Here is a 22,959-nt window from a genome sequence, read left to right on the forward strand (position 1 = left end):
GGCGGCTCACCCGATCGGGCGGGGGCCGTTTCGCGGCCCGCGCCCGCGGGGAACCGCTGGGTCCGGGAACCCGAGTGTCACGGAGGGCGCGGAACATGACCCAGGACAACGCGGCACCGAAGGCGGCTCCGGAGGACGCCGGCGCGCTGCACGACATCGTGTCGGCCGTGTCCGCGGGCGCGCCGGAGTACCGGGCGTGCCCCCACGCCGCCTACGCCGCGCTGCGCGAGCGGGCCCCGGTGTGCCGGCTGACGCCGCCGCACGGGGTCGACACCTACCTCATCACCCGCTACGACGACGCCCGGGACGCCCTCTCGGACCCGCGGTTCAGCAAGAACATGCGCGGGGCCATCGAGACGTACCACGCGGTGTACGGCAGCTTCTTCGACGCGCTCGACGACAACGTGCTCTTCTCGGACCCGCCGCGGCACACCCGGCTGCGCCGGAGCCTGCGGAGCGCGTTCACGCCGCGGCGCGTGGAGGCCATGAGGCCGAGGATCACGGAGATCGCCGAGAACCTCCTGCGCGACTGCCGCGAGCGCGGCACGGCCGACCTGATGACGTCGTTCGCCTTCCCGCTGCCCATCGCGGTGCTCTGCGAGCTGATGGGCATCCCGGACGCGGACCGCGGCGAGATCCTGGAGCAGTTCTCGGTCGTGACGCGCGCCCGGTTCGACCCCCGGCTGAAGGCGGAGCTGAGGGCGGCCGAGGAGTGGCTGCAGAACCGGCTGGGGCGGCTCGTCGCCCACACCCGCGAGAACCCGTCGGACTCGTTCCTCAGCGACCTCATCCGGGCGGAGGACGCCCTGGACGACGCGGAGCTCGTCTCGTCGATGTGGGTCATCTTCTTCGCGGGCCACAAGACCACCGCGTTCCAGATCGGCAACACCGTACTCAACCTGCTGCAGCGGCCCGACCAGTTGGAGCGGCTGCGGACGGACCCGCGGCGGATCCCCCAGGCGGTGGAGGAGATCGTGCGGTTCGAGGGGTCCGTGGAGACGTCGACCTTCCGGTACGCCGTCGAGGACGTCGAGGTCCGCGGGACGCTGATCCCCCGGGGCTCCCTGGTCCAGATCGCCATCACCTCGGCGAACCGGGACCCGGAGAAGTTCGAGGACCCCGACGTCCTGGACGTGACGCGCGAGGGCATCCAGGGCACGCACCTGGGCTTCGGCCACGGTACGCACTACTGCCTGGGAGCGCCGCTGGCGCGGCTGGAGCTGGAGATCGCGCTCTCCTGCCTCCTGCGGGAGTTCCCGCGGATGCGGCTGGCCGACGACGAGGAGGCCGGGGGTGCCTGGCTGCAGGGGCCGGTGGCCGCGTTCCGGGGCCTCCAGCACCTGCGGCTCGAGCTGGATCCGTCCCGTACGGCCGTGAACCTCGGTCCGGAGTCCGTGGGCTCCACGGCCCCGACGGCCCCCGCGGCCGCCGCCGCGGCCTCGCCCACGTAGACCCGTACGGGTCAGCTCCCGTACCCAGTGGGCCCGTACCGAGTGGGCCCGTACCCAGTGGACCCGCACCCGACGGACGGTGGATTGGCATGCCGGACTCTGCGCGCACCTCGCGACGACCCCTCCCGCCGGTGACGGCGGACGAGCCGGTGATGGCGGCCGTCGGCACCGGCGAACTCGTCCGTACGGTGCCGGGCGACCACGCCCCGGGGCCGGACGGGGGACGCCCGGCGCCGTCGAAGATCGACATGCACCACCACTACTGCGCGCCGGAGTGGCGCGAGTGGGCCGAGCAGCACGGGCTGATCGAGGCGCGGCAGCTGCCGCCGTGGACGCGCCTCGACACCGCGGCCGCCGTCCGGTTCATGGACGGGGCGGGGATCGCCACGGCCGTCCTGAAGCCCATGCTGCCGGCGCGGTACCGTTCGTCGGCGCAGCTGCGCGAGGCCGTCAACATCACGCTGCAGTCCATGATCGAGGTCGTGAACTCGCATCCGGGACGGTTCGCGTTCTACGCGCCGCTCTTCCTGGACGACCCCGACGCCTCGTCCTGGGCCGTGCGGCGCGGACTCGGGCAGCTCGGCGCCGTCGGCGTGAACGTCACCGCCAACTACGGCGGCGTCTACCTCGGGGACCCGTCCTACGACCGGTTGTTCGGCGAACTGAACGACTGCTCCGCCGTGGTGGACACCCACCCGCACAACCTCCCGGGCGGCCCGCCCGGCGCGGCGACGGTTCCGGGCATCCCGAACTTCATGTGCGACTTCCTGCTGGACACCACGCGCGCCGCCGTCAACATGATCAGCAGGCGGACGCTGGACCGCTTCCCGGACATCTCGGTGATCCTGCCGCACGCGGGCGGCTTCCTGCCGTACATCGCGACGCGCATGCAGGCCCTCGGACGGTTCTGCGATCCGCCGGTCGACCCCGGCGCCGTCCGCGACCACCTCGGCCGCTTCTACTACGACACGGCGGGCCCCATGGCTCCCGCCGCGACCCTCCTCACCCACGTGCCGGCGGACCGCGTGCTCTTCGGCACCGACTGGCCCGCCGCCCCCGCAGACACGGTCACGGAGCTGGCGCTGCCCGCGCTCGAAGCGGACCCGGCCTTCACCCCGGAACAGCTCCAGGGGATCTACCGGGGCAACGCGCTCCGTCTGATCCCGCAGCTCGCGACGGTCTGACCGGCGCCCGGCCCCCGGACCGTCACGGCGAGGGGGTCACGGGTGCCGCTCCCGGCGCGGCTTCGAGCACCGCTTTCAGGTTGCGCAGCGTGGTGCGGATGTTGCGCTGCTGGAAGTCGGCGAAGGTGTGCCCGCGCGTCGCCACCCGGTCGAAGGCGTTGGCCACGGCGTCGGGCCACGTGCGCCGGTCGTCGGTCCAGGTCTCCGTGACCCGGGTGCCCTCCCCGGCCGGCTCGAACCGGTACTCCCAGGTGGCGATGGGTCCCGGCAGCCGGGGGCGCCTGAGGCCGATGGCGTGGACCCTGAACCGGAACAGCCGGTCCTGCTCCGCGGCGGTGACGGTGCAGCGCGTGGTCCAGCGGAAGGGACCCCGCTTGTTGTGCCCGTCGAACACCATCCCCACGTACGCGCTCCCCCCGGCGCCGCCGCGCACGGTCGCCCCCAGGTTCTCGGGGCTCCAGCCGCCCATGAGGGCGGGATCGGAGACGCGCTGGTAGACGGTGGACGGGCCGGCGTCGACGAGGACGCTGTCGGACACGCTGAACGTACGGGGCATGGCACTCCGATCTCCGGGGGTCCGACGCTATCGCCTGACCACCCCCGAAGCTACCCCGCGGTAACCAGCGGCCGCCCCGCCGCGCGCGGGAAGCGCCTTCCCGGGGGTCCCGGGATGCCTACCGTGGGGACGTGACGGACGGCCGGTACCAGGTGGGGGTGGCGCCCGGCGTCGAGGTGCCCGTGCCCGGCGACGGCGAGCTGTGGACGGCCGGGGTGGTGACTCCTTCATCCACGAGCTGATCGCGTGGCGCTGGGGGTCCCCGGGGAGCCGCCCCGCGACGTCCGAGGCGGGGCGCGGGCCCGGCGGCGGGCCGGTTGCGCGTGCCGGAACGGCAGCGGATCTTCCGTAGGCTCACGCCCGGAGCGGCCAATTCCGCTTCCCGGAGCACGAGTCCGCGACTCGGTGCCCGGTCTCCGCGTCAGCAGACCAGAGGGACCCCATGCTTCTGCCGTTCGACCGACGTCTGGCCGTGAACGCCGCCCTGCTCGCCGTCGTGGCCGGGATCGCTCCGGCGACCGCCGCGCACGCGGCGCCGGCGGCCCGGCCCGCCGGGACCGTGCAGGCCGGACCCCCCGCTCCCGATCTCCCGGCCCTGGAACGGGCACTGCGGAACACGACCGCCGCCGGCGCCCCGGGGGCCATGGCCCGCTTCAGCGGCCCCGGCGGTACCAGGACGAGGGCCGTCGGGGTGCGCGACAGGACCACCGGCGCCGCCATGGACCCCGCGGCCCGGTTCCGGATCGGCAGCGTCAGCAAGACGTTCACCTCCGTCGTCCTGCTCCAGCTCGTGGCCGAGAAGAAGATCGGCCTCGACGCGTCCGTCAACGGCCACCTGCCCGGTCTGCTGCCCGACGACCGCGTCACCGTGCGCCACCTGCTGACCCACCGGAGCGGGCTGGCCGACTACACGAACGCGATGTTCGAGCGGACCGTGCCCGGATTCGAGGCCGTCCGGAACAGGGTGTTCGCCTACCAGGACCTGGTGAAGCTCTCGCTGGCCGAGCCGCGCACGAACCGGCCCGGCGCGGCGTACGCGTACTCCAACACCAACTTCGTGGTCCTCGGCATGCTCATCGAGAAGGCCACCGGCCGCACGGTCGCCACGGAGTACGAGCGGCGCATCATCAAGCCGCTGGCGCTGAGGAACACCTCGTACGTACATCCGGGCACGGCCATCAGGGGGCTGCACGCGCGCGGCTACCTCCACCCCGACGAGGCGGGTGCGCCGCTGGTCGACTCCACCGAGCAGACGGTGTCGTGGGCCCAGTCCGCCGGAGCGGTCATCTCCGGCCAGGCCGACCTGAACACCTTCACCTCCGCCCTGCTCGGCGGGAAGCTGCTGCCGAAGCCGATGCTCGACGCCATGACCGCCGCGACCCCGACCGACAGCACCGGCACCCGCTCCTACGGCCTGGGCCTGCGCCGCTACGACCTCTCCTGCGGCACCTCGGTCTACGGGCACACCGGCACCGTGCAGGGCTTCTACACCTACGCGTTCAGCACCCGCGACGGCCGCCGGAGCCTCGCCGCGATGGCGAACACGTCGAACCGGGGCGGGGCGAACACGGCCCTCGGCGGCACCCTCGAGGCCGCGTTCTGCGGGACGGGGGCCGCGAAGCCGGCGAAGGGGGCGGCGCGCGGCTTCGCGGCCGCCCCGGCCGACGCCGACCTGCCCGAGCGCCACGCGCGCTGACGCCGCCGTACGGACGCGGGTGTGCCCGCCGTGCACGCCGCTGACCGGTGGTGCGCACCCGGCCGAAACGGACGGAGGGTGCGGTCACATGACCTGACCGGGAGGGGTGGCCCCCGGCCCGCCGTACGGGGATCATGAGGGGACGCCGGCCCCGGGCTTCGCGCCCGCCGCACCGAGTCCAGGAGATCCGTGTGTCCGCAGCGTCGTCCGCAGCGTCGAGTTATGCGTCCGGTACCGGTGAGGTGCCCCTGCTGGGGGACACGATCGGCGAGAACCTGGACCGGACCGTGCGCAGGTTCCCCGGGCGCGACGCGCTGGTCGACGTGGCCGCCGGACGCCGGTGGACGTACGCGGAGTTCGGCGCCGACGTCGACGCCCTCGCGCTCGGGCTGCTGGACCTCGGCGTCGTGCGGGGCGACCGGGTCGGCGTCTGGGCACCCAACCGCGCCGAGTGGACCCTCGTGCAGTACGCCACCGCCAAGATCGGCGCGATCCTGGTCACGGTGAATCCGGCCTACCGCTCGCACGAGCTGGAGTACGTGCTGCGCCAGTCGGGCATCCGGCTGCTCGTCGCGGCCGACCGGTTCAAGTCGTCGCACTACGCGGCGATGATCGAGGAGGTCCGGCCGAACTGCCCGGAGCTGGAGTTCACGGCCCTGCTGGACGGCCCCGTCTGGACGTCGCTGCTGGAGCGGGGCCGTGGGGGCGACCCCGCCGACCTCGTCCGGGCGCAGGCCGCGCTGAGCCCCGACGACCCCGTCAATATCCAGTACACCTCCGGAACCACCGGTTTCCCGAAGGGTGCGACCCTCTCGCACCACAACATCCTCAACAACGGCTTCTTCACCGGTGAGTTGCTCCGCTACACCGAACGGGACCGGGTCTGCATCCCGGTGCCGTTCTACCACTGCTTCGGCATGGTCATGGGAAACCTGGCCTGCACCAGCCACGGCGCCGCGATGGTGATCCCCGCGCCGTCCTTCGATCCGGCGGCCACCCTGGCCGCGGTCGAGGCGGAGTCGTGCACCTCGCTCTACGGCGTGCCCACGATGTTCATCGCCGAGCTGGCGGACCCGGGCTTCGACGCCTACGACCTGTCCAGTCTCAGGACGGGGATCATGGCGGGTTCACCCTGTCCCGTCGAGGTGATGAAGGAGGTCATCGACCGGATGGGCATGGCCGGGGTGTCCATCTGTTACGGGATGACGGAGACGTCCCCCGTCTCGACGCAGACCCGTGCGGACGACTCGGTCGGGCGCCGGGTGTCGACCGTGGGGCGCGTCGGCCCGCACCTGGAGGTGAAGGTGACCGACCCGGCGTCCGGACGGACGGTGCCCCGCGGGAAGCCCGGCGAGCTGTGCACCCGCGGCTACTCGGTCATGCTCGGCTACTGGGCCGAGCCGGAGCGCACGGCGGAGGCCGTCGACGCGGCCCGCTGGATGCACACGGGCGACCTGGCGGTGATGGACGCCGACGGCTACGTGAGCATCACCGGCCGCATCAAGGACATGGTGATCCGCGGCGGGGAGAACATCTACCCGCGCGAGGTGGAGGAGTTCCTCCACGCGCACCCCGACGTGCTGGACGTGCAGGTCATCGGCGTTCCCGACCCGAAGTACGGGGAGGAGCTGATGGCCTGGGTGCGGATGCGCGAGGGCGCCGCACCGCTGACACCGGAGGCCGTCCGGGAGTACTGCGCCGGGCGGCTCGCCCGGTTCAAGGTCCCGCGCTACGTGCACGTCGTGGAGGAGTTCCCGATGACCGTCACCGGCAAGATCCGCAAGATCGAGATGCGGGAGATGGCGGCCCGGTTGCTGGACGGCCCCTGAGCCGCCGCGTCCGGATGGCTCAGCCGCGGGGGGTCAGTTCCGCCATGGCGCTCCAGCCCTGGCCGGGCACCTCGACGTTGATGATCTCCGGGGTCCTGGCGATGGCGCCGGCCAGCGTCTCCATGCCGGCCCGGAAGTGGGCCGACCCCACATGGGCGGCGCCCGCGTCGGCGTCGGCGAAGGCCTCCAGCAGCGTGAAGCTGTTCGGGTCCTCGACGCCGCGCGACCAGTCGAAGAAGAGGTTGCCCGGCTCGTCGCGGGTGGCACGGGTGAAGTCGTCGACGAGGGCGAGCCAGTCGTCGCTGCGCTCGGGGCGGACGTCGAACCTGACGGCGATGAAGATCATGCGGGCCAGCCTGCCAGGAACCGCCCGCCGGCGCACATCCGGCCGTCACCTCCGGCGGGCGCCTGCCCGGGCGCCTGCCCGGCGTCGTTCACCCGGCGGCGACGGTCACGACGGTCTTGCCGCGCACCTGGCCCGCCCGCAGGCGGCGTAGGGCCTCGGGGACCTCGTCCAGCGGGTGGACCCGGTCGACGACCGGGGTGACCGCGCCCGCCTCGATGAACCCGGTGAGGGTCAGCAGGTCCTCGTGGCGCACACCGGCCGCGAGCGCCCGGAGCCGGTGGCCGGTGAACGGCGACAGCAGCAGGGCCCGCAGCTGCCGGTCGTTCCCGCCGATCCAGCGGCCGCCGCCCTCACCGCCGACGATGACGAGGGTGCCGCCGGGAGTGAGGGACCTGCGCAGGGCCGTGAGGGAGCGGTTGCCCGCGATGTCGAGGACGAGGTCGTAACGACGGGTGCCGTCGGTGGGGTCCTGGCTCGTGTAGTCGAGGACCTCGTCGGCGCCGATCGAGCGGACCAGGTCGGCCTTGCCGGGACCGCAGACGCCGGTGACGCGGGCGCCGAGGGCCTTGGCCAGCTGGACGGCGAAGGTGCCGACCCCGCCCGACGCGCCCAGGACGAGGACGCTCTGGCCCTCGGTGAGCCGGCCGACGTCGCGCAGGGCCTTGAGGGCGGTGCACGCGGAGACGGGGACGGCCGCGGCCTCCTCGAAGCCCAGGGTGCCCGGCTTGGGCGCGAGCTGGCCCTCCTTGGCGAGGGCGTACTCGGCGAACGCGCCGGCGCAGCCGCCGTACACCTCCTCGCCCACCCGCAGCCGGGTCACGCCGGGGCCGACGGCCGCCACGCGTCCGGCGACGTCGATGCCCCGGACCTGGTTGTTGGGCCTGCGCAGTCCGAAGCCCGCCGCGCGGATCAGGTAGGGCATGCCGGCGGTGAGGTGCCAGACGCCGGGGTCCACGCCCGCGGCGTGGACCCGTACGAGGACCTCGCCCCGGCCGGGTACGGGCTGCTCCCGCTCCGCGGGGTGCAGGACGTCGGGCGGTCCGTAGACCTCGTGGACCATGGCTTTCACGGGGTGTCTCCCTCTGTTTCCGGGTACTGGAACACGCTGTCGAGCGGGGCCGCGAAGACGCGGGCGATCTGGAAGGCCATCTCCAGGGAGGGCGAGTAGCGGCCCTGTTCGATGGCGATCACGGTCTGGCGGCTGACGCCGATCCGCCGGGCGAGTTCGGCCTGGGTCATCTCGCCGTGGGCGAAGCGCAGGGCGCGGATCGTGTTGGTGACCCTCGTCGACTTCACCACGGGTGGAACCCCAGCCGGTAGGAGACGAGTTTGGCCGCGGACGACAGGACGGAGGACAGGACGAACGCCAGATAGATGGCGTTGGCGATCCAGAACTGGTCGGCGTCGGCCATGGCGAGCAGCAGGCCGGCCACGCCGCCGATGACGACGAAGGAATGGCCCACGTACTCGCCGAAGCGGTGGATCTCCCGGTCGCGCTGGTCCTTGACGTTCTCCTCCGCGGGCGCGAGGGAGGCGATCACGGTGTGCAGGACGATCTGGGCGATGATCGCGGCGCCGACCGTCCACAGCAGCGCGGCGGTGTAGGGCGCCTCGGCGAGGGGGACGTCCGCCGGCCGGCCGAGCACGAGGACCAGGTAGACCCCGTAGGCGACGATCGCGACCCCCAGCATGGTCCAGGCGCGTTTCTCTTCGACTGCCACGTCCGCTCCCCTTGCGTGTAAAGAATGCTTGACACTGTGGAGTGTCAAGCAGGGGCGACTTCGTGTCAAGTTTTCTGTACATCGACCGCAGGGTCCGGGGCGGCGGACGCGCCGAAGCCGTCCCGGTTTCCGCGCGCGGCGCGGGTCCGGGACGGCTTCGGCGGCGGCTCCCGCCGGGGGCTCAGTCCAGGCCGAGCAGCCGGCCCAGCACCTCGTGGAGAACGGCCTCCGGGTCGCCCACGGACTCCGTCACCCGCCAGGCCACGAACCCGTCCGGGCGGACGAGGACCGCGCCGGACGGGGTCGCGCCGTGGGCCGCTGCCCAGTCCGCCCCGTCCTGCGGGGTCAGGTCGGCGCCGGGCCCGGTGCCGAGCGCGTACGCCTCCAGGGGCATGCCCGTCTGCGCGGCGACCCGGCGGGCCGCGTCGCGCCAGGGCGCGCCCTCGGAGGCGAGCAGTACGAAGGACCGCTCGTAGAGGTCGATGGTGGACTTGCGCCCCTCGGGACCGGTCAGCCACAGGTGCGGGGCCCGGGTCCCGGGTTCCCCCGACAGCTGGAGCCGCTCCGGGACCACCGCGAGCGCGGGGTCGGTGCCCAGCACGGCGCCCCGGGTGTAGCGGTAGCCCATGGCCACCTTCAGGACCCCGCCGGGCCGGCCGCCGCGCGCCTCGGGGGCGGGCTCGTACCCGGGATGGCTGTGCTCCGCCGAGCGGGCCGAGGCGCGCTCGCTGGTGGCCCGCGCCACCGGCAGCCGCTCGGCCTCGTACGAGTCGAGCAGCCGTGGCCCGGCCGTGCCGTTGAGCACCGCCGCGAGCTTCCAGGCGAGGTTGTGCGCGTCCTGGATGCCGGTGTTGGAGCCGAACGCCCCGGTCGGGGACATCTCGTGGGCGGAGTCGCCCGCGAGGAAGACCCGGCCCGACCCGTACCGCCGCGCGACCCGCTCGGCGGCGTGCCAGGGAGCCTTCCCGGTGATCTCGACGTCCAGGTCGGGAGCGCCGACCGCGCGGCGGATGTGCGCGGCGCAGCGCTCGTCGGTGAAGTCCTCCATGGTCTCGCCCCGGTCCGGGTGCCACGGCGCGTGGAAGACCCACCGCTCCGCGTTGTCGACGGGGAGCAGGGCCCCGTCCGCGTCGGGCCGGGTGAGGTAGCAGACGATGAAGCGCCGGTCGCCGACCACCTCCGCGAGACCGCGGGAGCGGAAGGTGATGCTCACGTTGTGGAAGAGGTCGCCGGAACCGCTCTGTCCGATGCGGAGCTGTTCCCGTACGGGGCTGCGCGGGCCGTCGGCGGCGACCAGGTAGTCCGCGCGCACCGTGAGGTGTTCTCCGGTGTCCCGGTTCTTCATGTGCGCGGTCACGCCGGTCGCGTCCGGGTCGAAGGACTGGAGCTCGGTGGCGTAGCGCAGGTCGGCGCCGAGCGTGGGGGTCACGGACATCAGCACCGGCTCGATGTCGTTCTGGCTGCACAGGCACCACGCCGAGGGGCTGAAGCGCGCGAGCGCTCCCCCGGGGTCGATCTCCTCGAACAGCCATTCCTGGTCGTCGCCGGTCAGGGAGCCGCCCTGCAGGATGCCGTGGTTGCCGGCCAGGACCGAGGCGGCGTCGCGGATCCGCGCCTCGACGCCCGCGACCCGGAACAGCTCCATCGTCCGTACGTTGATGCCGCGTCCGCGCGGGTGCAGCGAGGTGCCCCCGTGCTTCTCGACCAGCATGTGCCTGATGCCGTGTCGGCCCAGGAACAGCGAGGTGCACAGGCCCACCAGGGAGCCGCCCACGATGAGGACGGGCACGTGGTGGTCGACGTTTTCCTTCATGGGTTCCTTCATGCCCTGTGCGGGGGGTGTTCCCTCGCGCGTTCACCCGCATGGTTCTCTCATCTCGCGCCGATCGCACTACGGGACAACGATCGATTCGGGTGGCGCGACCCGCGTTCCGGGGGCTGACCGACCGCATCCGCAGGTGGACCACCCAGGCGGATGCCACCGAGGACCGACGACGCCCCAGGGAATGCGGCGACCACGTGGTCTCGAAGGAGTGAGAACGATGACAACCGTGTCGGAACGGATATCCCAGTCCGCCTTCGACGACTCCAGGCTGCGGGTCGTACTGCTGCTGGATCTCTACGACGGGGCCCAGAACCAGTTCCTGGAGGTGTACGAGCAGCTGTGCAGGCAGGTCTCGTCCGTCCCGGGGCACATCAGCGACGAGCTGTGCCAGTCGATCGAGAACCCCTCCCAGTGGCTCATCACCAGTGAGTGGGAGAGCGCGCAGCCCTTCCTCGCCTGGGTGAGCAGCGAGGCGCACGTCGCGACGGTCCAGCCGCTCCACGGATGTGTGCGCGACACCCGGTCGCTGCGCTTCAGCGTGCTGCGGGAGACCGGCAGGTCCTCCGCACCGGGACCGGGCGGCCCCTTCGCGGAAGCCGCGGCGGCCGCGAACCCCCGCGACGGGCGGCTCCAGAGCGCCCCCCGGCGCGGCGACGGCGTGGTGCGCCACGCCCTGACCTTCACCGTGAAGCCCGGCAGCGAGGCAGTGGTCGCGAAGCTGCTGGCCGGGTACGCCTCCCCGCAGGCCCGGGTCGACGATCACACCCGGCTGCGCCGCACCTCGCTGTTCATGCACGGCAACCGTGTCGTACGGACGGTCGAGGTGGAGGGGGACCTCCTCGCGGCGCTGCGGCACGTGTCCCGGCAGCCCGAGGTCAGGGCGGTCGAGGAGGCCGTCAACCCGTACCTGGAGCTGGACCGGGACCTGAGCGACCCGGGGTCCGCGCGGGTGTTCTTCACCCGCGCCGCGCTCCCCGCGGTGCACCACGTGGCGGCCGGCGGGCGGGAACCGGCGGACCTGCGGCGGCACGCGCTCTTCTACCCGGCCAAGGCCGGGTGCGGCGCGGCCCTGGCCCGGCTGCTGGCCGGCCAGGACGAGGGCTCCGTGGACGACCCCGCGAGCGCCATCGAGGCCAGTACGGTCTTCCAGCGCGACGACGTCGTCGTCCGGCTCCTCGACCTGAGCGGCCCCATCGACGCGCGGCCCGCCCACGCGCTCGGCGTCCAGGGCGGCCACAAGGCGGCCGTGCTCGCCCGGCTCCTCGACAGCGCCAAGGACGGCGTCCCCACCACCGACGAGGAGATCTCCCGATTCCTGGCGCGCTCCGAGATGCGCCTGATCACCGACCGGCGCCCGCCGGCGCACTTCTGAGGAGAGACCGCCATGACCGTTCACCTGACCATCGAAGAGCTGGCCGTGCTGATGAAGAAGGGCGCGGGCATCACCGTCGACCCCGTCGCCATGGCGAGCCGCCCCGACTCGGGCTTCGACGAGTGGGGCCTCGACTCCCTCGGGCTCCTCGGCATCGTCGGCGAGCTGGAGAACCGGCACAGCCGGCCCCTGCCGCCCGACGCGGACCGCTGCAAGTCGCCGCGGGAGTTCATCGACCTGGTCAACAGTTCCCTGCCGGCCGGGAGCTGACGCTCCGGTCATCGCCCGGCACCTGTGCCACCACGCCCCGGGACCGGCGCGAAGCCGCTCCCAGGGCATGGTGGCCGCGCTCGTTGCCGGCCCGGGGCCCTACTCGGGCACGGTGCACTCGAAGGCGTGCAGGTAGGCGTTGACCGGTCGGATCTCACCGACCAGCAGGCCGGCCTGCGTCATCCGGCTGACCAGACTCTCCTTGGTGTGCTTGGCACCCCCGACGTTGAGCAGGAGCAGCAGGTCCATGGCGGTGGTGAACTTCATCGACGGGCTGTCGTCCACGAGGTTCTCGATGATGACGACCCTGGCGCCGGGCCGGGCCGCGCCGCGGACGTTGCGCAGGGTCCTGCGCGTGCTCTCGTCGTCCCACTCCAGGATGTTCTTGATGATGTAGAGGTCGGCGTCGACCGGGACCGCCTCGCGGCAGTCGCCGGGAACGATGCCGGTCCGGCCGGCGAGCGGTCCGCCGTCCCGCAGCCGGGGGTCGGCCTTGGCCACCACGCCCGGCAGGTCGAGCAGGACGCCCCGTACGTCCGGGTGCTTCTCCAGCAGGCTCGCCAGGACGTGCCCCTGACCGCCGCCGATGTCCGCGACCACCGAGACGCCGGTGAGGTCGAGGAGCTCCGCGACGTCCAGCGCCGACTGCGTGCTGGAGGTGGTCATCGCCCGGTTGAAGACGTGGGCCGACTCGTGCGCGTCCTGGTGCAGGTACTCGAAGAACCCCTTGCCGTAGAGGTCCTGGAAGACGCTCCCGCCGGAGCGCACGGCGTCGTCGAGCCGCGGCCAGGCCGCCCAGGTCCAGGGCTCCGTGCACCACAGGGAGATGTAGCGCAGGCTGTGCGGGTCGTCCTCGCGCAGCAGCCGCGACATCTCGGTGTGGACGAAGGCGCCGTCCTCGGTCTCCGCGAAGATCCCGTAGCAGGTCAGGGCGCGGAGCAGGCGGTGCAGGGGCTGCGGCTCGGCGTTCACGGCCGCCGCGAGCCCGGCCGCGGTGGCGGGCTCGTCGCCCAGGGCGTCGGCCACGCCGAGGCGGGCCGCCGCGCGGACGGCGGCGGCGCACGCGGCGCCGAAGACCAGCTCGCGCAGCCGCATGGCCGGCTGGGGGGTGTGGGCGGGAACGGGAACGGTGGGGGTGGCGGTGGTGGCGGGGGTGGTGCTCAGCGTGGTCATACGGCCTCGATCCTCCGGGGAAGGGGAAACGACGGGAGAGGGGGGGTCAGCACATGCCCGTGGGTGCGGAGACCTGGCAGCGGTTGCCGAGGAACGTGTTGCCGCTTCCGGTTCCCTGGTTCGCCAGGTCGGCGGGCTTGTTGCCCGTCACGACGTTGTCCCTGACGACGTTGTCGGTGTTCTGCGCGCCGACGAAGCTCTTGAACAGCAGGATTCCGCCGGAGATCGGCGCGGCGCCCACGTTGTCGCGGACGGAGTTGCCGCGGATGACCGTCTCCTCGGCTCCGGTGAGGACGATGCCGGCGCCCTGGATGTCCGGGAGGCGGCTGTTGCCGCGGCAGAACTTGTTGTTCGCGTGGATCCGGTTGCCGCGGATGGTCATGTCGCCGGCGCCGGGGTCGCCCTCGTCGCCGACGACGAACACGCCGCCGCAGTTGCCGGTCAGGGTGTTGTCGTTGACCGAGAGGTTCCGGACGCGCCTGACCGTCACTCCGATGCGGTTGCCGGTCAGCGTGTTGTCGCGGACCACGGCGCCCCGGGTGTCGGTGGCGCCGCCCTCGCGGTCGATGGTGTTCGCGAGGAAGATGCCGGACTCCGCGTTGTCGCGGGCCGTGTTGGAGCGGAACACCCCCCGGGTGGAGCGCTCCTGCGCGATGCCCCAGGTGCCGTTCTTCTCGGCGACGACGCGCTCGACGCGCATCCGGTCGGTGCGGGAGGCCCAGATGCCGCTCTTCTTGAAGCCCGTCACGGTGAGGGAACGGATGCTCACCCGGTCGACGGTCTTCTCGGCGGCTCCTATGACGCAGATTCCGTTGCCGGACGTCGCGCAGGCGTTGCCCGCGCGGACGGCGGCCGGGGCCGGGGCCTGAGCCGGCGGCGTGATCACCGTCGTGGGGCCCGCTCCCCGCAGGGTCAGGGGCTTGGTGATGTTCACGCTCTCGCGATAGGTGCCGGCCAGCACGAAGACGCTGTCTCCCGGCCGTGCGGCGTCCACCGCTTCCTGGATCGACTCGCCCGGATGCACCGTGTGTCCGGCGGCGGCCGCGGGCGGCGCGACCACGCCGAGGCCCGCGGCCATGACGACGGAGATGCATGCGAGGCTGTTGAACTGTCGGTTCGTCACCTTGCCGAAGCTAGGGGCGATCACCGACTCCCGCCACACCGGGTAAGCGGATGGATACATACCGCGCGCAAACGGCTTCATTTCGGCGCCCGGAGGAGTGGCCGGGCCCTCCTCCCCGCCGGAGCGGCCGGCGTACACCCCGAGCTGTTGACCGCGCTCCGGGGAAGGGCCAGGTCACGGGGGGTTTCCCGGTGGGAGCGGCGGAGGGGCAACAGGAAACCCGTCGACCCCGACAGTCTGCCGGGACAGGCTGAGGAGGTCAGCACGAAGCAAGACCCACAAGGGGAAATCATGCGCAAGATGATCCGCGGCGCCGCCGCCGTCGCCACCGCCGCAGCCGCCGTGATCGCGCTCAGCGGGACGGTCGAGGCGAAGCCCGCCGACGCGTGGGCGGGCTGCCCGGACGGGGCGGTCTGCATCTACCCCCAGAACCAGAACCCGGCCGTGAAGCCGACCCACGTGTTCTACAAGTACGGGGCGCACAACCTGAGCAACCAGTTCGGCCGCCACTGGGTGCTGAACAACCAGTACGGCGGTGCGACCGCGAACCTGTGCACCGGCTACAACGGCGCGGCCTGTGGCAGCCCGATCGCGGCCAAGACCGGTGTCTACGCCGACCTCGGCCCGATCAACTCGATCCGGCTCAACCCGTAGCACCCCGCCCCCCGGGGGGAACAGGTTCCGGAGCCGCCCGGCCGCGGCTCCGGACGTTCCTGTGCTCGTCATACCGGACGCGAGGTCCGACTCCCCGTCACACCCCCGCTGTAGCCTGGGCCGTGCCGTCGCGCAGCCTGGGCGCACTCTGCCATGGGGGATGTTTTGGGGCATCCGGATCCGGACCACCGGCGGAACAGCCGACCCACTGAGAACACCGGCCGCACCTTCGCGCACGCCGACACCGCCGCGCACGCCGACACCGCCGCGGACGCCGACCGCGGCGAGCAGAGCGGTCATCGGCCCGAGGCATCCGACGGCGACGCCGTGGCCTTCCCGGCCCGCCTGAGGAGCCTGCGCGGGGAGCGCGGCCTGTCGCTGGCCGATCTGGCCCGGCGGACGCACTACAGCAAGGGCTACCTCAGCAAGATCGAGACCGGCGCGAAGCCCGCGACCCCCGACGTCGCCCGGCGCTGCGACGAGGTGCTCCGGGCGGGCGGCGAACTGCTGCGGCTGGTCCGGGAGCCGGGCCCGCCCGGAGCCGTGCCCGGCCCGCGGCCCGCGGGGGCCGCGCCGCCGCCCGCCGGCGACTGCCCCTACCGGGGGCTGCCCGCCTTCACCGCGCGGGACGCGGAGTGGTTCTTCGGCCGGGAGCGGGCGACGGCCGAGCTCGTCGAGCGGGTCTTCGAGCGGGTCGGCGGCGGCCCGCTGCTCTTGGTCGCCCCCTCCGGAGCGGGCAAGTCCTCGCTGCTCAACGCGGGTCTGGTACCGGCCTTCCGGCGCGCCGGCGGGTTCCCCATGCCGGGCGCCGACGCCTGGCCGGTGGTCCGGTTCACGCCGACCGCGCATCCGCTGGACGAGCTGCTGGACCGTACCGCGAAGGTGCTGGGCGGCGATCCGGGGATCACCGTACGGGACGTGCGGGAGCGGCCCGAGGTGCTGCTGGAGGCCGTCAGCCGGTGCTCGGGCGACGCTCGTTCGGGTGATTCCCCTTCGCCACCGGTGCGGCCCGTGCTGCTCGTCGACCAGTTCGAGGAGCTGTTCACCCTCTGCCCCGACGAGGAGGAGCGCCGGGCCTTCGTCCGGGTCCTCTCCCGCGTGTCGAGCGCCTCCCGGGCCGCGGCGGCCGGGCAGGACCCCGCCGTCGTGGTCCTCGGCGTACGGGCCGACTTCTCCGGCGACTGCATGGAGCTCCCGGAGCTCGCCCCGGCCTTCACCGAGGGCCTGTTCGTCCTGCCCCCGATGTCCGTGGCGGAGCTGCGGGAATCCGTCACGCGCCCGGCGGAGCGCGCCGGCGTCACGCTGGAGCCGGGCCTGGTCCCCCTGCTGCTGCGGGACGCTGGGCTGCGCGGCGACGCCTGCGCCCGCACACCCTCCGGCGTGCTGCCGCTGGTCTCCCACACGCTGCGGGCCACCTGGCAGGAGCGTACGGGCGACACGCTGACGGTCGCCGGGTACGAGCGGGCCGGCGGCATCCAGGGGGCGGTCGCGCGCACGGCCGAGACCGTGTTCGCCCGGCTGTACCCGGCCGAGCAGAAGACGATCCGCCGCGTCCTGGTCCGCCTGGTGCACGTCGCCGACGGCGCGGGCCCGACGCGCCGCCGGGTCGCCCGGTCCGCCCTGCTGGGGCCGCCGGACGGCGCGGACCGGGCCGCGGCCGCGCTGGACCCATTCGTCCGGGCCCGGCTGGTCACCATGGACCGGGACACCGTGGAGCTCACCCACGAGGCGCTGCTGCACGCCTGGCCTCGGCTGCGCGGCTGGATCCACGCCGACCGGGCCGGTCTGCTGATCCACCAGCAACTGGCCCACGCGGCCGCCGAATGGGAGCGCGAGGGGCGCGATCCGTCCGCCCTCTACCGCGGGACCCGGCTGGACACCGCCCGTTCCTGGGCGGACGAGCTGGAGGGCCGGAGCCGGCTGGGCACCACGGAGGAGGCGTTCCTGCGGGCCGGGCTGGCCGTGGAGGACGGCCGGCGGCGCCAGGCGCGTCGTCAGGTCCGACTCCGCCAGCGGATGCTGGCGACGCTGCTGGTCCTGCTGGTCCTGGCGGTGGGCGCGGGCGGCCTGGCCTACCAGGAGCGCACGGCCGCGCTCGGCCAGGAGCGCGTGGCCCGGTCGCGGGCACTGGCCCTGCAGTCCGCGGCGCTCGCCGCCGGGCAGCCGGAGGGGTCGATGCTGCTGGCCGGGCAGGCGTACCGGACCGAGCCGACCGCCGAGGCGCGGGGGGCGCTGCTGAGCACCCAGTCCCAGCCGTTCGTCGCCCGGCTCGGCGGGCACGACGGGCCGGTCAACGCGGTGGCCTTCTCCCCCGACGACTCCGTGCTGGCGACGGCCGGTTCGGACGGCCGGGTGGTGGTGCGCCGGCTGTCCGACCGCCGCACCACGGCGGCCTTCACCCTGCCCGGGCGGGTGCGCGCGGTCGCCTTCGGCCCCGGCGGCCGGACGCTCGCGGCCGCGTCCACGGACGGTCCGGCCCGGCTGTGGGAGACCTCCGGGCGGTCGGCGGTGACCCTGCTCCCGGCGGTCACGGCGGGCGCCCGCGCCCTGGCGTTCGCCCCCGACGGGCGGACCCTGGCCGTCGCGGCCTCCGACGGGACGGTCCTGCTGTGGGAGACCGGCGGGGAGCACCGGGTCGTGGGGACGCTGACCGGGCACACCGGGCGGGTCAACGCGCTGGCGTACGCCCCGGACGGCCGGACGCTGGTGTCGGCCGGCGCCGACCGGACCGTACGGCTGTGGGACCCGGCCCCGGACCCCGGCCGGGAGCGGCCGGGGCCCCGCGAGACGGCCGTCCTGTCCGGGCACACCGACGAGGTGCTGGGGGCGGCGTTCGCACCGGACGGGCGGACGGTCGCCACCGGCGGCGTCGACCGGACCGTACGGCTGTGGGACGTGGCGGGCCGCCGGGCGACGGCGACGCTGAGCGGGCACAGCGACGACGTCAACGGGGTCGCCTACACGCCCGACGGAACGACGGTGGTCAGCGCGGGCGGCGACGGAACGACCCGGCTGTGGGACGCGCGCGGCGGCCGGCCGACCGCGACGTTCGCCGGGCACACCGACTACGTGCTCGGCGTGGCCGTGGACTCGGGCGGGACGCTGCTGGCCACGGCCGGGTTCGACCAGTCGGTGGTGCTGTGGGACCTGCGGGGGCGGGTGCTGACCGCGCGCCCGTTCACGGAGATCTGGCACGCCGCGTACAGCCGGGACGGAAAGCTGCTGGCCACCGCGCAGGCGGACCACACGGTACGGCTGTGGGACGTGGCGGGGCGGCGGGTCCTGGCCACCTTCACCGGGCACGGCGAGACCGTGTTCTCGGTGGCGTTCTCCCCCGACGGCAGGACCCTGGCCTCGGCCGGATCGGACGGCACGGTCCGGCTGTGGGACGTGGCCGGGCGCGCCCCGGCCGGGACCCTCACCAGCCTGGGCGGCACCGTGTTCTCGGTGGCGTTCTCCCCCGACGGCAGGACCCTGGCCTCGGCCGGGTCGGACGGCACGGTCCGGCTGTGGGACGTGGCCGCGCGGCGCCCGCTGGCCCTTCTGGCGGGCCACACGGACTTCGCCAACTGCGTGGTGTTCAGCCCCGACGGGCGCACGCTGGCGAGCGCCGGGGACGATCTGACGGTGCGGCTGTGGGACGTGGCGGCGCGCGGTCCGCTGGACACGCTGACCGGTCATACGGGCGCGGTCCGCGCCGTGGCGTTCAGCCCGGACGGGCGGACCCTCGCGAGCAGCGGCAACGACGGCACCGTACGGCTGTGGGACGCCCGGAGCCACCGCCTGGACGCGGCGCTGTCCGGGCACACCGGCTCCGCGCGGGGCATCGCCTTCTCCCCCGACGGACGGACCCTGGCGAGCAGCGGCAACGACCGTACGGTGCGGCTCTGGGACGTGGCCGGGCGACGGGCGGTGGCGGCGCTGGCCGGGCACGGGAACGCGGTGTGGGGGGTCGTCTTCGCGCCCGACGGCCGGACCGTCGCGAGCAGCAGCACCGACGGGACCGTACGGCTGTGGGACCTGGACGTACGGGCCCGGCTGGCCGAGCTGTGCCGGCTGGCCGCGGACGGCGCCCCGCGCGAACACCGGGCGCCGGTGCCCGGGGTGGCCGTCTCCCGGGACCCCGGCTGCCCGCGGGGCTGAACACGGCCCCGGGCGGGATCCGGTGAACTCCCTGGCCGGCGGGGGTTTCCCGGGGTGTTTCCCGATGCCCGCCCGGACAGGGCCGCGCCCGCCCCTCCCCGGGCGGGGCCCGCGGCGCGCAGGCTGCCGCCCTCCCTCCGCACACGGGGAGACCGGCGCGGCGGGCGGCGCGGCCGGTCAGGACCCGGCGATGACCAGGAGCGTGCGGGCCCCGTCCGGGCCGCCCAGGCGGCAGCGGTGCGGGACCTCGCCGCGGTGGTGGGCGCTCTGGCCGGCCCGCAGGGCCAGCGGTTCCTCGCCCTCGACCTCAAGGACGATCTCGCCCTCCAGTACGTACAGGAAGTCCTCGCCGGGGTGTTCGAACCAGCCGCGCTCGCCCCGGCCGGGTTCGAAGCGGTGCTCGTACGCCTCCATCTGCGTGCTCCGCCCGCCGGGGATCAGCACCTGGGCGGTCTGGCCCGCCGCCTCGTTCACCCGGATCACCTGCGGGTCGCTCTCGTGGCTGACCGCGCCGGGGCGGGCGGGGGGCCGCAGGAAGGTTCCGGGGGCGACGTCCAGTGCCTCGGCGATCCGGTAGATCGAGCTGAGGCTGGGCGTGGCGAGTCCGCGCTCCAGCTGGCTGAGGAAGGGCTGGGAGAGACCGGAGCGGGTGGCGAGGACCGCCATGGAGACGCCGCTCTGCTTGCGGCAGCCGCGGATCACCCGCCCGACCTCGATCGCTTCGGGCGTGGGTTCGGGTCGAGACACGCAGGTGAACGTACCCCATGGTGATCGGGCGGCCGGCGGGCCCGGAGAGGTTTCGCACCGCTGCAACACTCTCGTCATAAGCGTGGTCAATTATTGACCTCACTTATTGACGACCGAGGAGCAGCCCCGTGCACGCCATCCCCTCACCGCCCGGCCGGACTCCGGGCCGGCCCGGCCGGATCCTGGGCCGGCTCGCCCCGGCCCTGGGCGCGGCCGCCGCCGTGCTCGCGCTCTGGTACCTGGTCGCCCGGTCCGGCGGGGTGGCTCCGGGACTGCTTCCCACGCCGGCCGAGACCGCGGCCGCACTGGCGGACAGCGCCCGCAGCGGTGTCCTCGCCGAGGACCTCGGCGCCAGCCTGGCCCGGGCGGGACAGGGCTTCGCGCTCGGCGCGCTGATCGGCAGCGCGCTCGGCTTCACCACCGGCTACCTGCCGAAGGTGTCCGCGGCCGTCACCCCGGTCGTCTCCTTCCTGCGCCCGATCCCCGCCATCGCCCTGGTGCCGCTGGCCACGGCCTGGTTCGGCATCGGCGAGAGCGCCAAGCGCCTGCTCATCGCGTACGCCGTCCTCCTCGCCGTCTGGCTGTACGTCCACGACGGGGTGTCCCGGGTACCGGTCACCCACCTGCGCGCGGCCCGCACGCTCGGGGCTCCGCTGCACCGGCGGTTCACCGAGGTCCTGCTGCCGGCCGCCGCGCCCGCCCTGCTCGCGGCGCTGCGCTACGGCGCCTCGGTGGCTTTGCTCGCCCTGGTGGCGGCGGAACTGGGCGGCGCCGACAGTGGGTTGGCGTACCGGCTCCAGGTGGACGGGCAGTTCCTGCGCGTGGACCGGATGTTCGCCGGCCTGCTCGTGCTCGGACTGCTCGGCGTCGCCGTGGACCTGACGCTGGCCTCGGTCGGCCGCCGGTTCGTGCACTGGAGCGCGTCATGAGCCTCGGGGTACGGCTGGAGGGGCTGTCCGTCGCGTACGGGGGCACACCCGTGCTGGAGCGCACCGAACTGGACCTGCCGGCGGGCTCGTTCACGGCGCTGCTCGGACCGAGCGGCTGCGGGAAGTCCACGGTGCTGGGCGCGGTGGCGGGGTTCGTGAAGCCCACCGGAGGACGGGTGACGGCCGGTTCCGACCCGGTGCTCGGGCCGGGCCCGGACCGCGGCGTCGTCTTCCAGCACTACGCGCTCTTCCCCTGGCGCACGGCGCGCGGGAACGTCGAGTTCGCCCTGAAGCGGCTCGGTCTGCCGCGCGCGGAGCGGCGCCGGCGCGCCCTCGCGGCGCTGGCCGAAGTCGGCCTGGCGGACGGCGCCGAGAAGTACCCGGCGCAGTTGTCCGGCGGCATGCAGCAGCGCGTGGCCCTGGCGCGGGCGCTGGCGGCGGAACCCGAAGTACTGCTGATGGACGAGCCGTTCGGCGCACTGGACGCGCTGACGCGCACCCGGATGCAGGCCCTGCTGCGGGAGTTGTGGCAGCGGCGCGGCACCACCGTCCTGTTCGTCACGCACGACATCGACGAGGCGCTGGTGCTCGCCGAGCGGGTCGTCGTCCTCGGCGGCGCCCCCGGACGCGTGCTGGCCGACCACCCCGTGCCCGCCGGGCCGCCCGACCCGGATCTGCGGTCGCTGATCGCCCGCCACCTCGGCGCCTGCTGAACCCTCCCGCGGGAGCCCTGCCGTACGAGCCCCGCCCGGTCACCCCCCGAACTCGCCCCGCCCGCCCGGCCACCTCCCGAACGCGCCCTGACGACACCGCGCCGGGGACGGCCAACCGGCGTGCTCCCCTCCGCCCCATCCGGTTCCCCCGTTCCACGAAAGGCCCCGCCATGCCCTCCGCCCCTTCCGCCACCGCTCCCGCCCCCCGCGGATCCCGCAGACCCCGCGCGGTGACCGCCGTACTGTTCGCCGCCCTGCTCTGCGTTCTCGCCACCGCGTGCGCCGACGGCTCCGGCGAGGGCGGCGGCCGTCCCGCCGTCACGCTCGCCGCCAGTGACCACCTCGGCGGCGCGCCGGTCTACGTGGCGCAGGAGCGCGCGCTGTGGTCCGCCGAGGGCGTCGACGCCACCGTCACGACCCAGCCCAGCGGCCGCGACGCTCTCAACGCCGTACTCGGCGGCCAGGCCCAGTTCGGGGTCGTGGGCGACCTGCCCGCGGTGACCGCCGCGCTCGGCGGCCGCGACCTGCGGATCGTCGCCGACCTGTCCCGGTTCTCCGACTGGCGGCTGCTGACCCGCACCGACGCGGGCATCGGCGGATTCGCGGCCCTGAAGGGCCGCAAGGTCGGCGTCCCGCGGGGAACCAATGTCGAGTACGCGCTGTCGCGGATGCTCTCCTCGGCCGAGCTCTCCACGGCGGACGTCACCGTGGTCAACCTCGCCCCGAACCAGGTGACGTCGGCGCTGGCCCGCGGTGACGTAGACGCGGGGATCACTTTCCCCAGCTTCTACGGCGCGGCGCGCACCGCCCTCGGCGAGCGCTACGCCGAGCTCCCCTACTCCGGCTACACCGCCAGGACCCTGCTCGTGGCCGGCCCCTCGGCCACCGCGGAGGGCACGGCGGCCGTGCTCCGTACCCTGCTGCGCGCCCAGCGCGAGATCGGCGCGGATCCGGCCGCCGCCCGCGAGGCGGTCCTCACCCAGTCCAAGGGCGCCCTCGAAGCCGCCTACGTCGAGACCTTCCAGCCCCGCTACGCCTACGGCGCGACCCTCTCCCCCGAGCTGCTGACGCAGCTGACGGAGGAGGCCGCCTGGGCCAAGACCGCCCAGGGCCTGCCCGGCGCCGCGGACCGCGCGGCGCTGTCGCGGTACCTGAACCCGGGGCCGCTGGCGGCAGCCGACGCGGCCGCCGTCACCGTCACCGTCACCGGCTGACCGCGGTACGGGA

General features: G+C 74.0%; 21 protein-coding genes. 12 read left to right on the forward strand and 9 right to left on the reverse strand.

The genetic code is table 11. The features are described 5' to 3' along the window. Nucleotides 1-95 precede the first annotated feature (95 nt). Both ABT106_RS03690 and ABT106_RS03695 read left to right on the forward strand, forming a co-directional pair. Nucleotides 96-1,451, forward strand: a complete 1,356-nt coding sequence (locus ABT106_RS03690; protein ID WP_351271736.1) for a cytochrome P450 family protein — start codon at nt 96-98, stop codon at nt 1,449-1,451. A gap of 89 nt (nt 1,452-1,540) precedes the next feature. Further along, nucleotides 1,541-2,635 (forward strand): amidohydrolase family protein, encoded by a 1,095-nt coding sequence (locus ABT106_RS03695; protein ID WP_351271738.1) that lies wholly within the window; start codon nt 1,541-1,543, stop codon nt 2,633-2,635. A 22-nt stretch (nt 2,636-2,657) separates the two neighbouring features. Here the strand turns inward: ABT106_RS03695 and ABT106_RS03700 are convergent, their stop codons facing one another. Next, a complete protein-coding gene (locus ABT106_RS03700; RefSeq protein ID WP_351271741.1) occupies nt 2,658-3,191 on the reverse strand; it encodes an SRPBCC family protein in 534 nt (177 codons plus the stop codon). A 442-nt stretch (nt 3,192-3,633) separates the two neighbouring features. Here ABT106_RS03700 and ABT106_RS03705 point away from each other — a divergent pair, with 442 nt between their 5' ends. Both ABT106_RS03705 and ABT106_RS03710 read left to right on the forward strand, forming a co-directional pair. Beyond that, complete coding sequence (locus ABT106_RS03705) at nt 3,634-4,887, forward strand: serine hydrolase domain-containing protein (protein WP_351271744.1); 1,254 nt, start codon at nt 3,634-3,636, stop codon at nt 4,885-4,887. Between the two features lie 191 nt (nt 4,888-5,078). Next, nucleotides 5,079-6,716 (forward strand): AMP-binding protein, encoded by a 1,638-nt coding sequence (locus ABT106_RS03710; protein ID WP_502979189.1) that lies wholly within the window; start codon nt 5,079-5,081, stop codon nt 6,714-6,716. A 19-nt stretch (nt 6,717-6,735) separates the two neighbouring features. Here the strand turns inward: ABT106_RS03710 and ABT106_RS03715 are convergent, their stop codons facing one another. The 5 genes from ABT106_RS03715 to ABT106_RS03735 form a co-directional block, all read right to left on the reverse strand. Next, nucleotides 6,736-7,062 (reverse strand): putative quinol monooxygenase, encoded by a 327-nt coding sequence (locus tag ABT106_RS03715; protein WP_351271750.1) that lies wholly within the window; start codon nt 7,060-7,062, stop codon nt 6,736-6,738. An 88-nt stretch (nt 7,063-7,150) separates the two neighbouring features. Continuing rightward, nucleotides 7,151-8,131: an NAD(P)-dependent alcohol dehydrogenase gene (locus tag ABT106_RS03720; protein ID WP_351271752.1), complete on the reverse strand. Its 981-nt coding sequence runs from the start codon at nt 8,129-8,131 to the stop codon at nt 7,151-7,153. Next, entirely contained in the window at nt 8,128-8,361 is a 234-nt protein-coding gene (locus tag ABT106_RS03725) for a helix-turn-helix transcriptional regulator (protein WP_502979190.1), read from the reverse strand. Before ABT106_RS03725 ends, ABT106_RS03720 begins: the two co-directional genes overlap by 4 nt. Further along, entirely contained in the window at nt 8,355-8,783 is a 429-nt protein-coding gene (locus ABT106_RS03730; protein ID WP_351271755.1) for a hypothetical protein, read from the reverse strand. Before ABT106_RS03730 ends, ABT106_RS03725 begins: the two co-directional genes overlap by 7 nt. Nucleotides 8,784-8,964: 181 nt before the next feature. Further along, a complete protein-coding gene (locus ABT106_RS03735; RefSeq protein ID WP_351271758.1) occupies nt 8,965-10,596 on the reverse strand; it encodes an FAD-dependent oxidoreductase in 1,632 nt (543 codons plus the stop codon). Nucleotides 10,597-10,697: 101 nt separating this feature from the next. Between ABT106_RS03735 and ABT106_RS03740 the strand changes: the two genes are divergently transcribed. The 3 genes from ABT106_RS03740 to ABT106_RS03750 are packed head-to-tail and all read left to right on the forward strand — an operon-like array spanning nt 10,698 to nt 12,250. Beyond that, a complete protein-coding gene (locus tag ABT106_RS03740) occupies nt 10,698-10,820 on the forward strand; it encodes a hypothetical protein (RefSeq protein ID WP_351271761.1) in 123 nt (40 codons plus the stop codon). Between the two features lie 5 nt (nt 10,821-10,825). Beyond that, nucleotides 10,826-11,980 (forward strand): SchA/CurD-like domain-containing protein, encoded by a 1,155-nt coding sequence (locus ABT106_RS03745; RefSeq protein ID WP_351271764.1) that lies wholly within the window; start codon nt 10,826-10,828, stop codon nt 11,978-11,980. Nucleotides 11,981-11,992: 12 nt separating this feature from the next. Then, complete coding sequence (locus ABT106_RS03750; RefSeq protein ID WP_351271767.1) at nt 11,993-12,250, forward strand: acyl carrier protein; 258 nt, start codon at nt 11,993-11,995, stop codon at nt 12,248-12,250. Between the two features lie 99 nt (nt 12,251-12,349). On the opposite strand, the gene ABT106_RS03755 is transcribed toward ABT106_RS03750, so the two are convergent. Then, nucleotides 12,350-13,423 carry a methyltransferase gene (locus ABT106_RS03755; RefSeq protein ID WP_351271769.1) on the reverse strand — a complete coding sequence of 358 codons (1,074 nt, stop codon included), beginning with the start codon at nt 13,421-13,423 and terminating at the stop codon, nt 12,350-12,352. 46 nt (nt 13,424-13,469) lie between these two features. Next, the gene (locus ABT106_RS03760) at nt 13,470-14,546 is read right to left on the reverse strand and encodes a right-handed parallel beta-helix repeat-containing protein (RefSeq protein WP_502979192.1); all 1,077 of its coding nucleotides are present in this window, start codon (nt 14,544-14,546) and stop codon (nt 13,470-13,472) included. Between the two features lie 291 nt (nt 14,547-14,837). Here ABT106_RS03760 and ABT106_RS03765 point away from each other — a divergent pair, with 291 nt between their 5' ends. Then, nucleotides 14,838-15,200, forward strand: a complete 363-nt coding sequence (locus ABT106_RS03765) for a hypothetical protein (RefSeq protein ID WP_351271772.1) — start codon at nt 14,838-14,840, stop codon at nt 15,198-15,200. 153 nt (nt 15,201-15,353) lie between these two features. Continuing rightward, nucleotides 15,354-19,343 (forward strand): nSTAND1 domain-containing NTPase, encoded by a 3,990-nt coding sequence (locus ABT106_RS03770; RefSeq protein WP_351271774.1) that lies wholly within the window; start codon nt 15,354-15,356, stop codon nt 19,341-19,343. 177 nt (nt 19,344-19,520) lie between these two features. On the opposite strand, the gene ABT106_RS03775 is transcribed toward ABT106_RS03770, so the two are convergent. Then, nucleotides 19,521-20,090 (reverse strand): helix-turn-helix domain-containing protein, encoded by a 570-nt coding sequence (locus ABT106_RS03775; protein ID WP_351271776.1) that lies wholly within the window; start codon nt 20,088-20,090, stop codon nt 19,521-19,523. Between the two features lie 128 nt (nt 20,091-20,218). Between ABT106_RS03775 and ABT106_RS03780 the strand changes: the two genes are divergently transcribed. From ABT106_RS03780 to ABT106_RS03790, 3 genes are all read left to right on the forward strand, one after another. Then, nucleotides 20,219-21,019 carry an ABC transporter permease gene (locus ABT106_RS03780; RefSeq protein WP_351271779.1) on the forward strand — a complete coding sequence of 267 codons (801 nt, stop codon included), beginning with the start codon at nt 20,219-20,221 and terminating at the stop codon, nt 21,017-21,019. Continuing rightward, complete coding sequence (locus ABT106_RS03785) at nt 21,016-21,732, forward strand: ABC transporter ATP-binding protein (protein ID WP_351271782.1); 717 nt, start codon at nt 21,016-21,018, stop codon at nt 21,730-21,732. Before ABT106_RS03780 ends, ABT106_RS03785 begins: the two co-directional genes overlap by 4 nt. A 230-nt stretch (nt 21,733-21,962) precedes the next feature. Beyond that, nucleotides 21,963-22,946, forward strand: coding sequence for an ABC transporter substrate-binding protein (locus ABT106_RS03790; protein ID WP_351271785.1), 984 nt, complete (start codon nt 21,963-21,965; stop codon nt 22,944-22,946). Nucleotides 22,947-22,959: the final 13 nt, after the last annotated feature.

It is taken from the genome of Streptomyces sp. NPDC002044 (assembly GCF_040296725.1).
In the GTDB taxonomy this organism is placed as follows: domain Bacteria; phylum Actinomycetota; class Actinomycetes; order Streptomycetales; family Streptomycetaceae; genus Streptomyces; species Streptomyces antarcticus.

Coding starts and splice junctions, on each gene's coding strand:
- ABT106_RS03750 (WP_351271767.1), top strand. CDS start 11,993: ATGACCGTTCACCTGACCATCGAAGAGCTGGCCGTGCTGATGAAGAAG.
- ABT106_RS03705 (WP_351271744.1), top strand. CDS start 3,634: ATGCTTCTGCCGTTCGACCGACGTCTGGCCGTGAACGCCGCCCTGCTC.
- ABT106_RS03770 (WP_351271774.1), top strand. CDS start 15,354: ATGGGGGATGTTTTGGGGCATCCGGATCCGGACCACCGGCGGAACAGC.
- ABT106_RS03695 (WP_351271738.1), top strand. CDS start 1,541: ATGCCGGACTCTGCGCGCACCTCGCGACGACCCCTCCCGCCGGTGACG.
- ABT106_RS03690 (WP_351271736.1), top strand. CDS start 96: ATGACCCAGGACAACGCGGCACCGAAGGCGGCTCCGGAGGACGCCGGC.
- ABT106_RS03715 (WP_351271750.1), bottom strand. CDS start 7,062: ATGATCTTCATCGCCGTCAGGTTCGACGTCCGCCCCGAGCGCAGCGAC.
- ABT106_RS03765 (WP_351271772.1), top strand. CDS start 14,838: ATGCGCAAGATGATCCGCGGCGCCGCCGCCGTCGCCACCGCCGCAGCC.
- ABT106_RS03755 (WP_351271769.1), bottom strand. CDS start 13,423: ATGACCACGCTGAGCACCACCCCCGCCACCACCGCCACCCCCACCGTT.
- ABT106_RS03745 (WP_351271764.1), top strand. CDS start 10,826: ATGACAACCGTGTCGGAACGGATATCCCAGTCCGCCTTCGACGACTCC.
- ABT106_RS03700 (WP_351271741.1), bottom strand. CDS start 3,191: ATGCCCCGTACGTTCAGCGTGTCCGACAGCGTCCTCGTCGACGCCGGC.
- ABT106_RS03785 (WP_351271782.1), top strand. CDS start 21,016: ATGAGCCTCGGGGTACGGCTGGAGGGGCTGTCCGTCGCGTACGGGGGC.
- ABT106_RS03735 (WP_351271758.1), bottom strand. CDS start 10,596: ATGAAGGAAAACGTCGACCACCACGTGCCCGTCCTCATCGTGGGCGGC.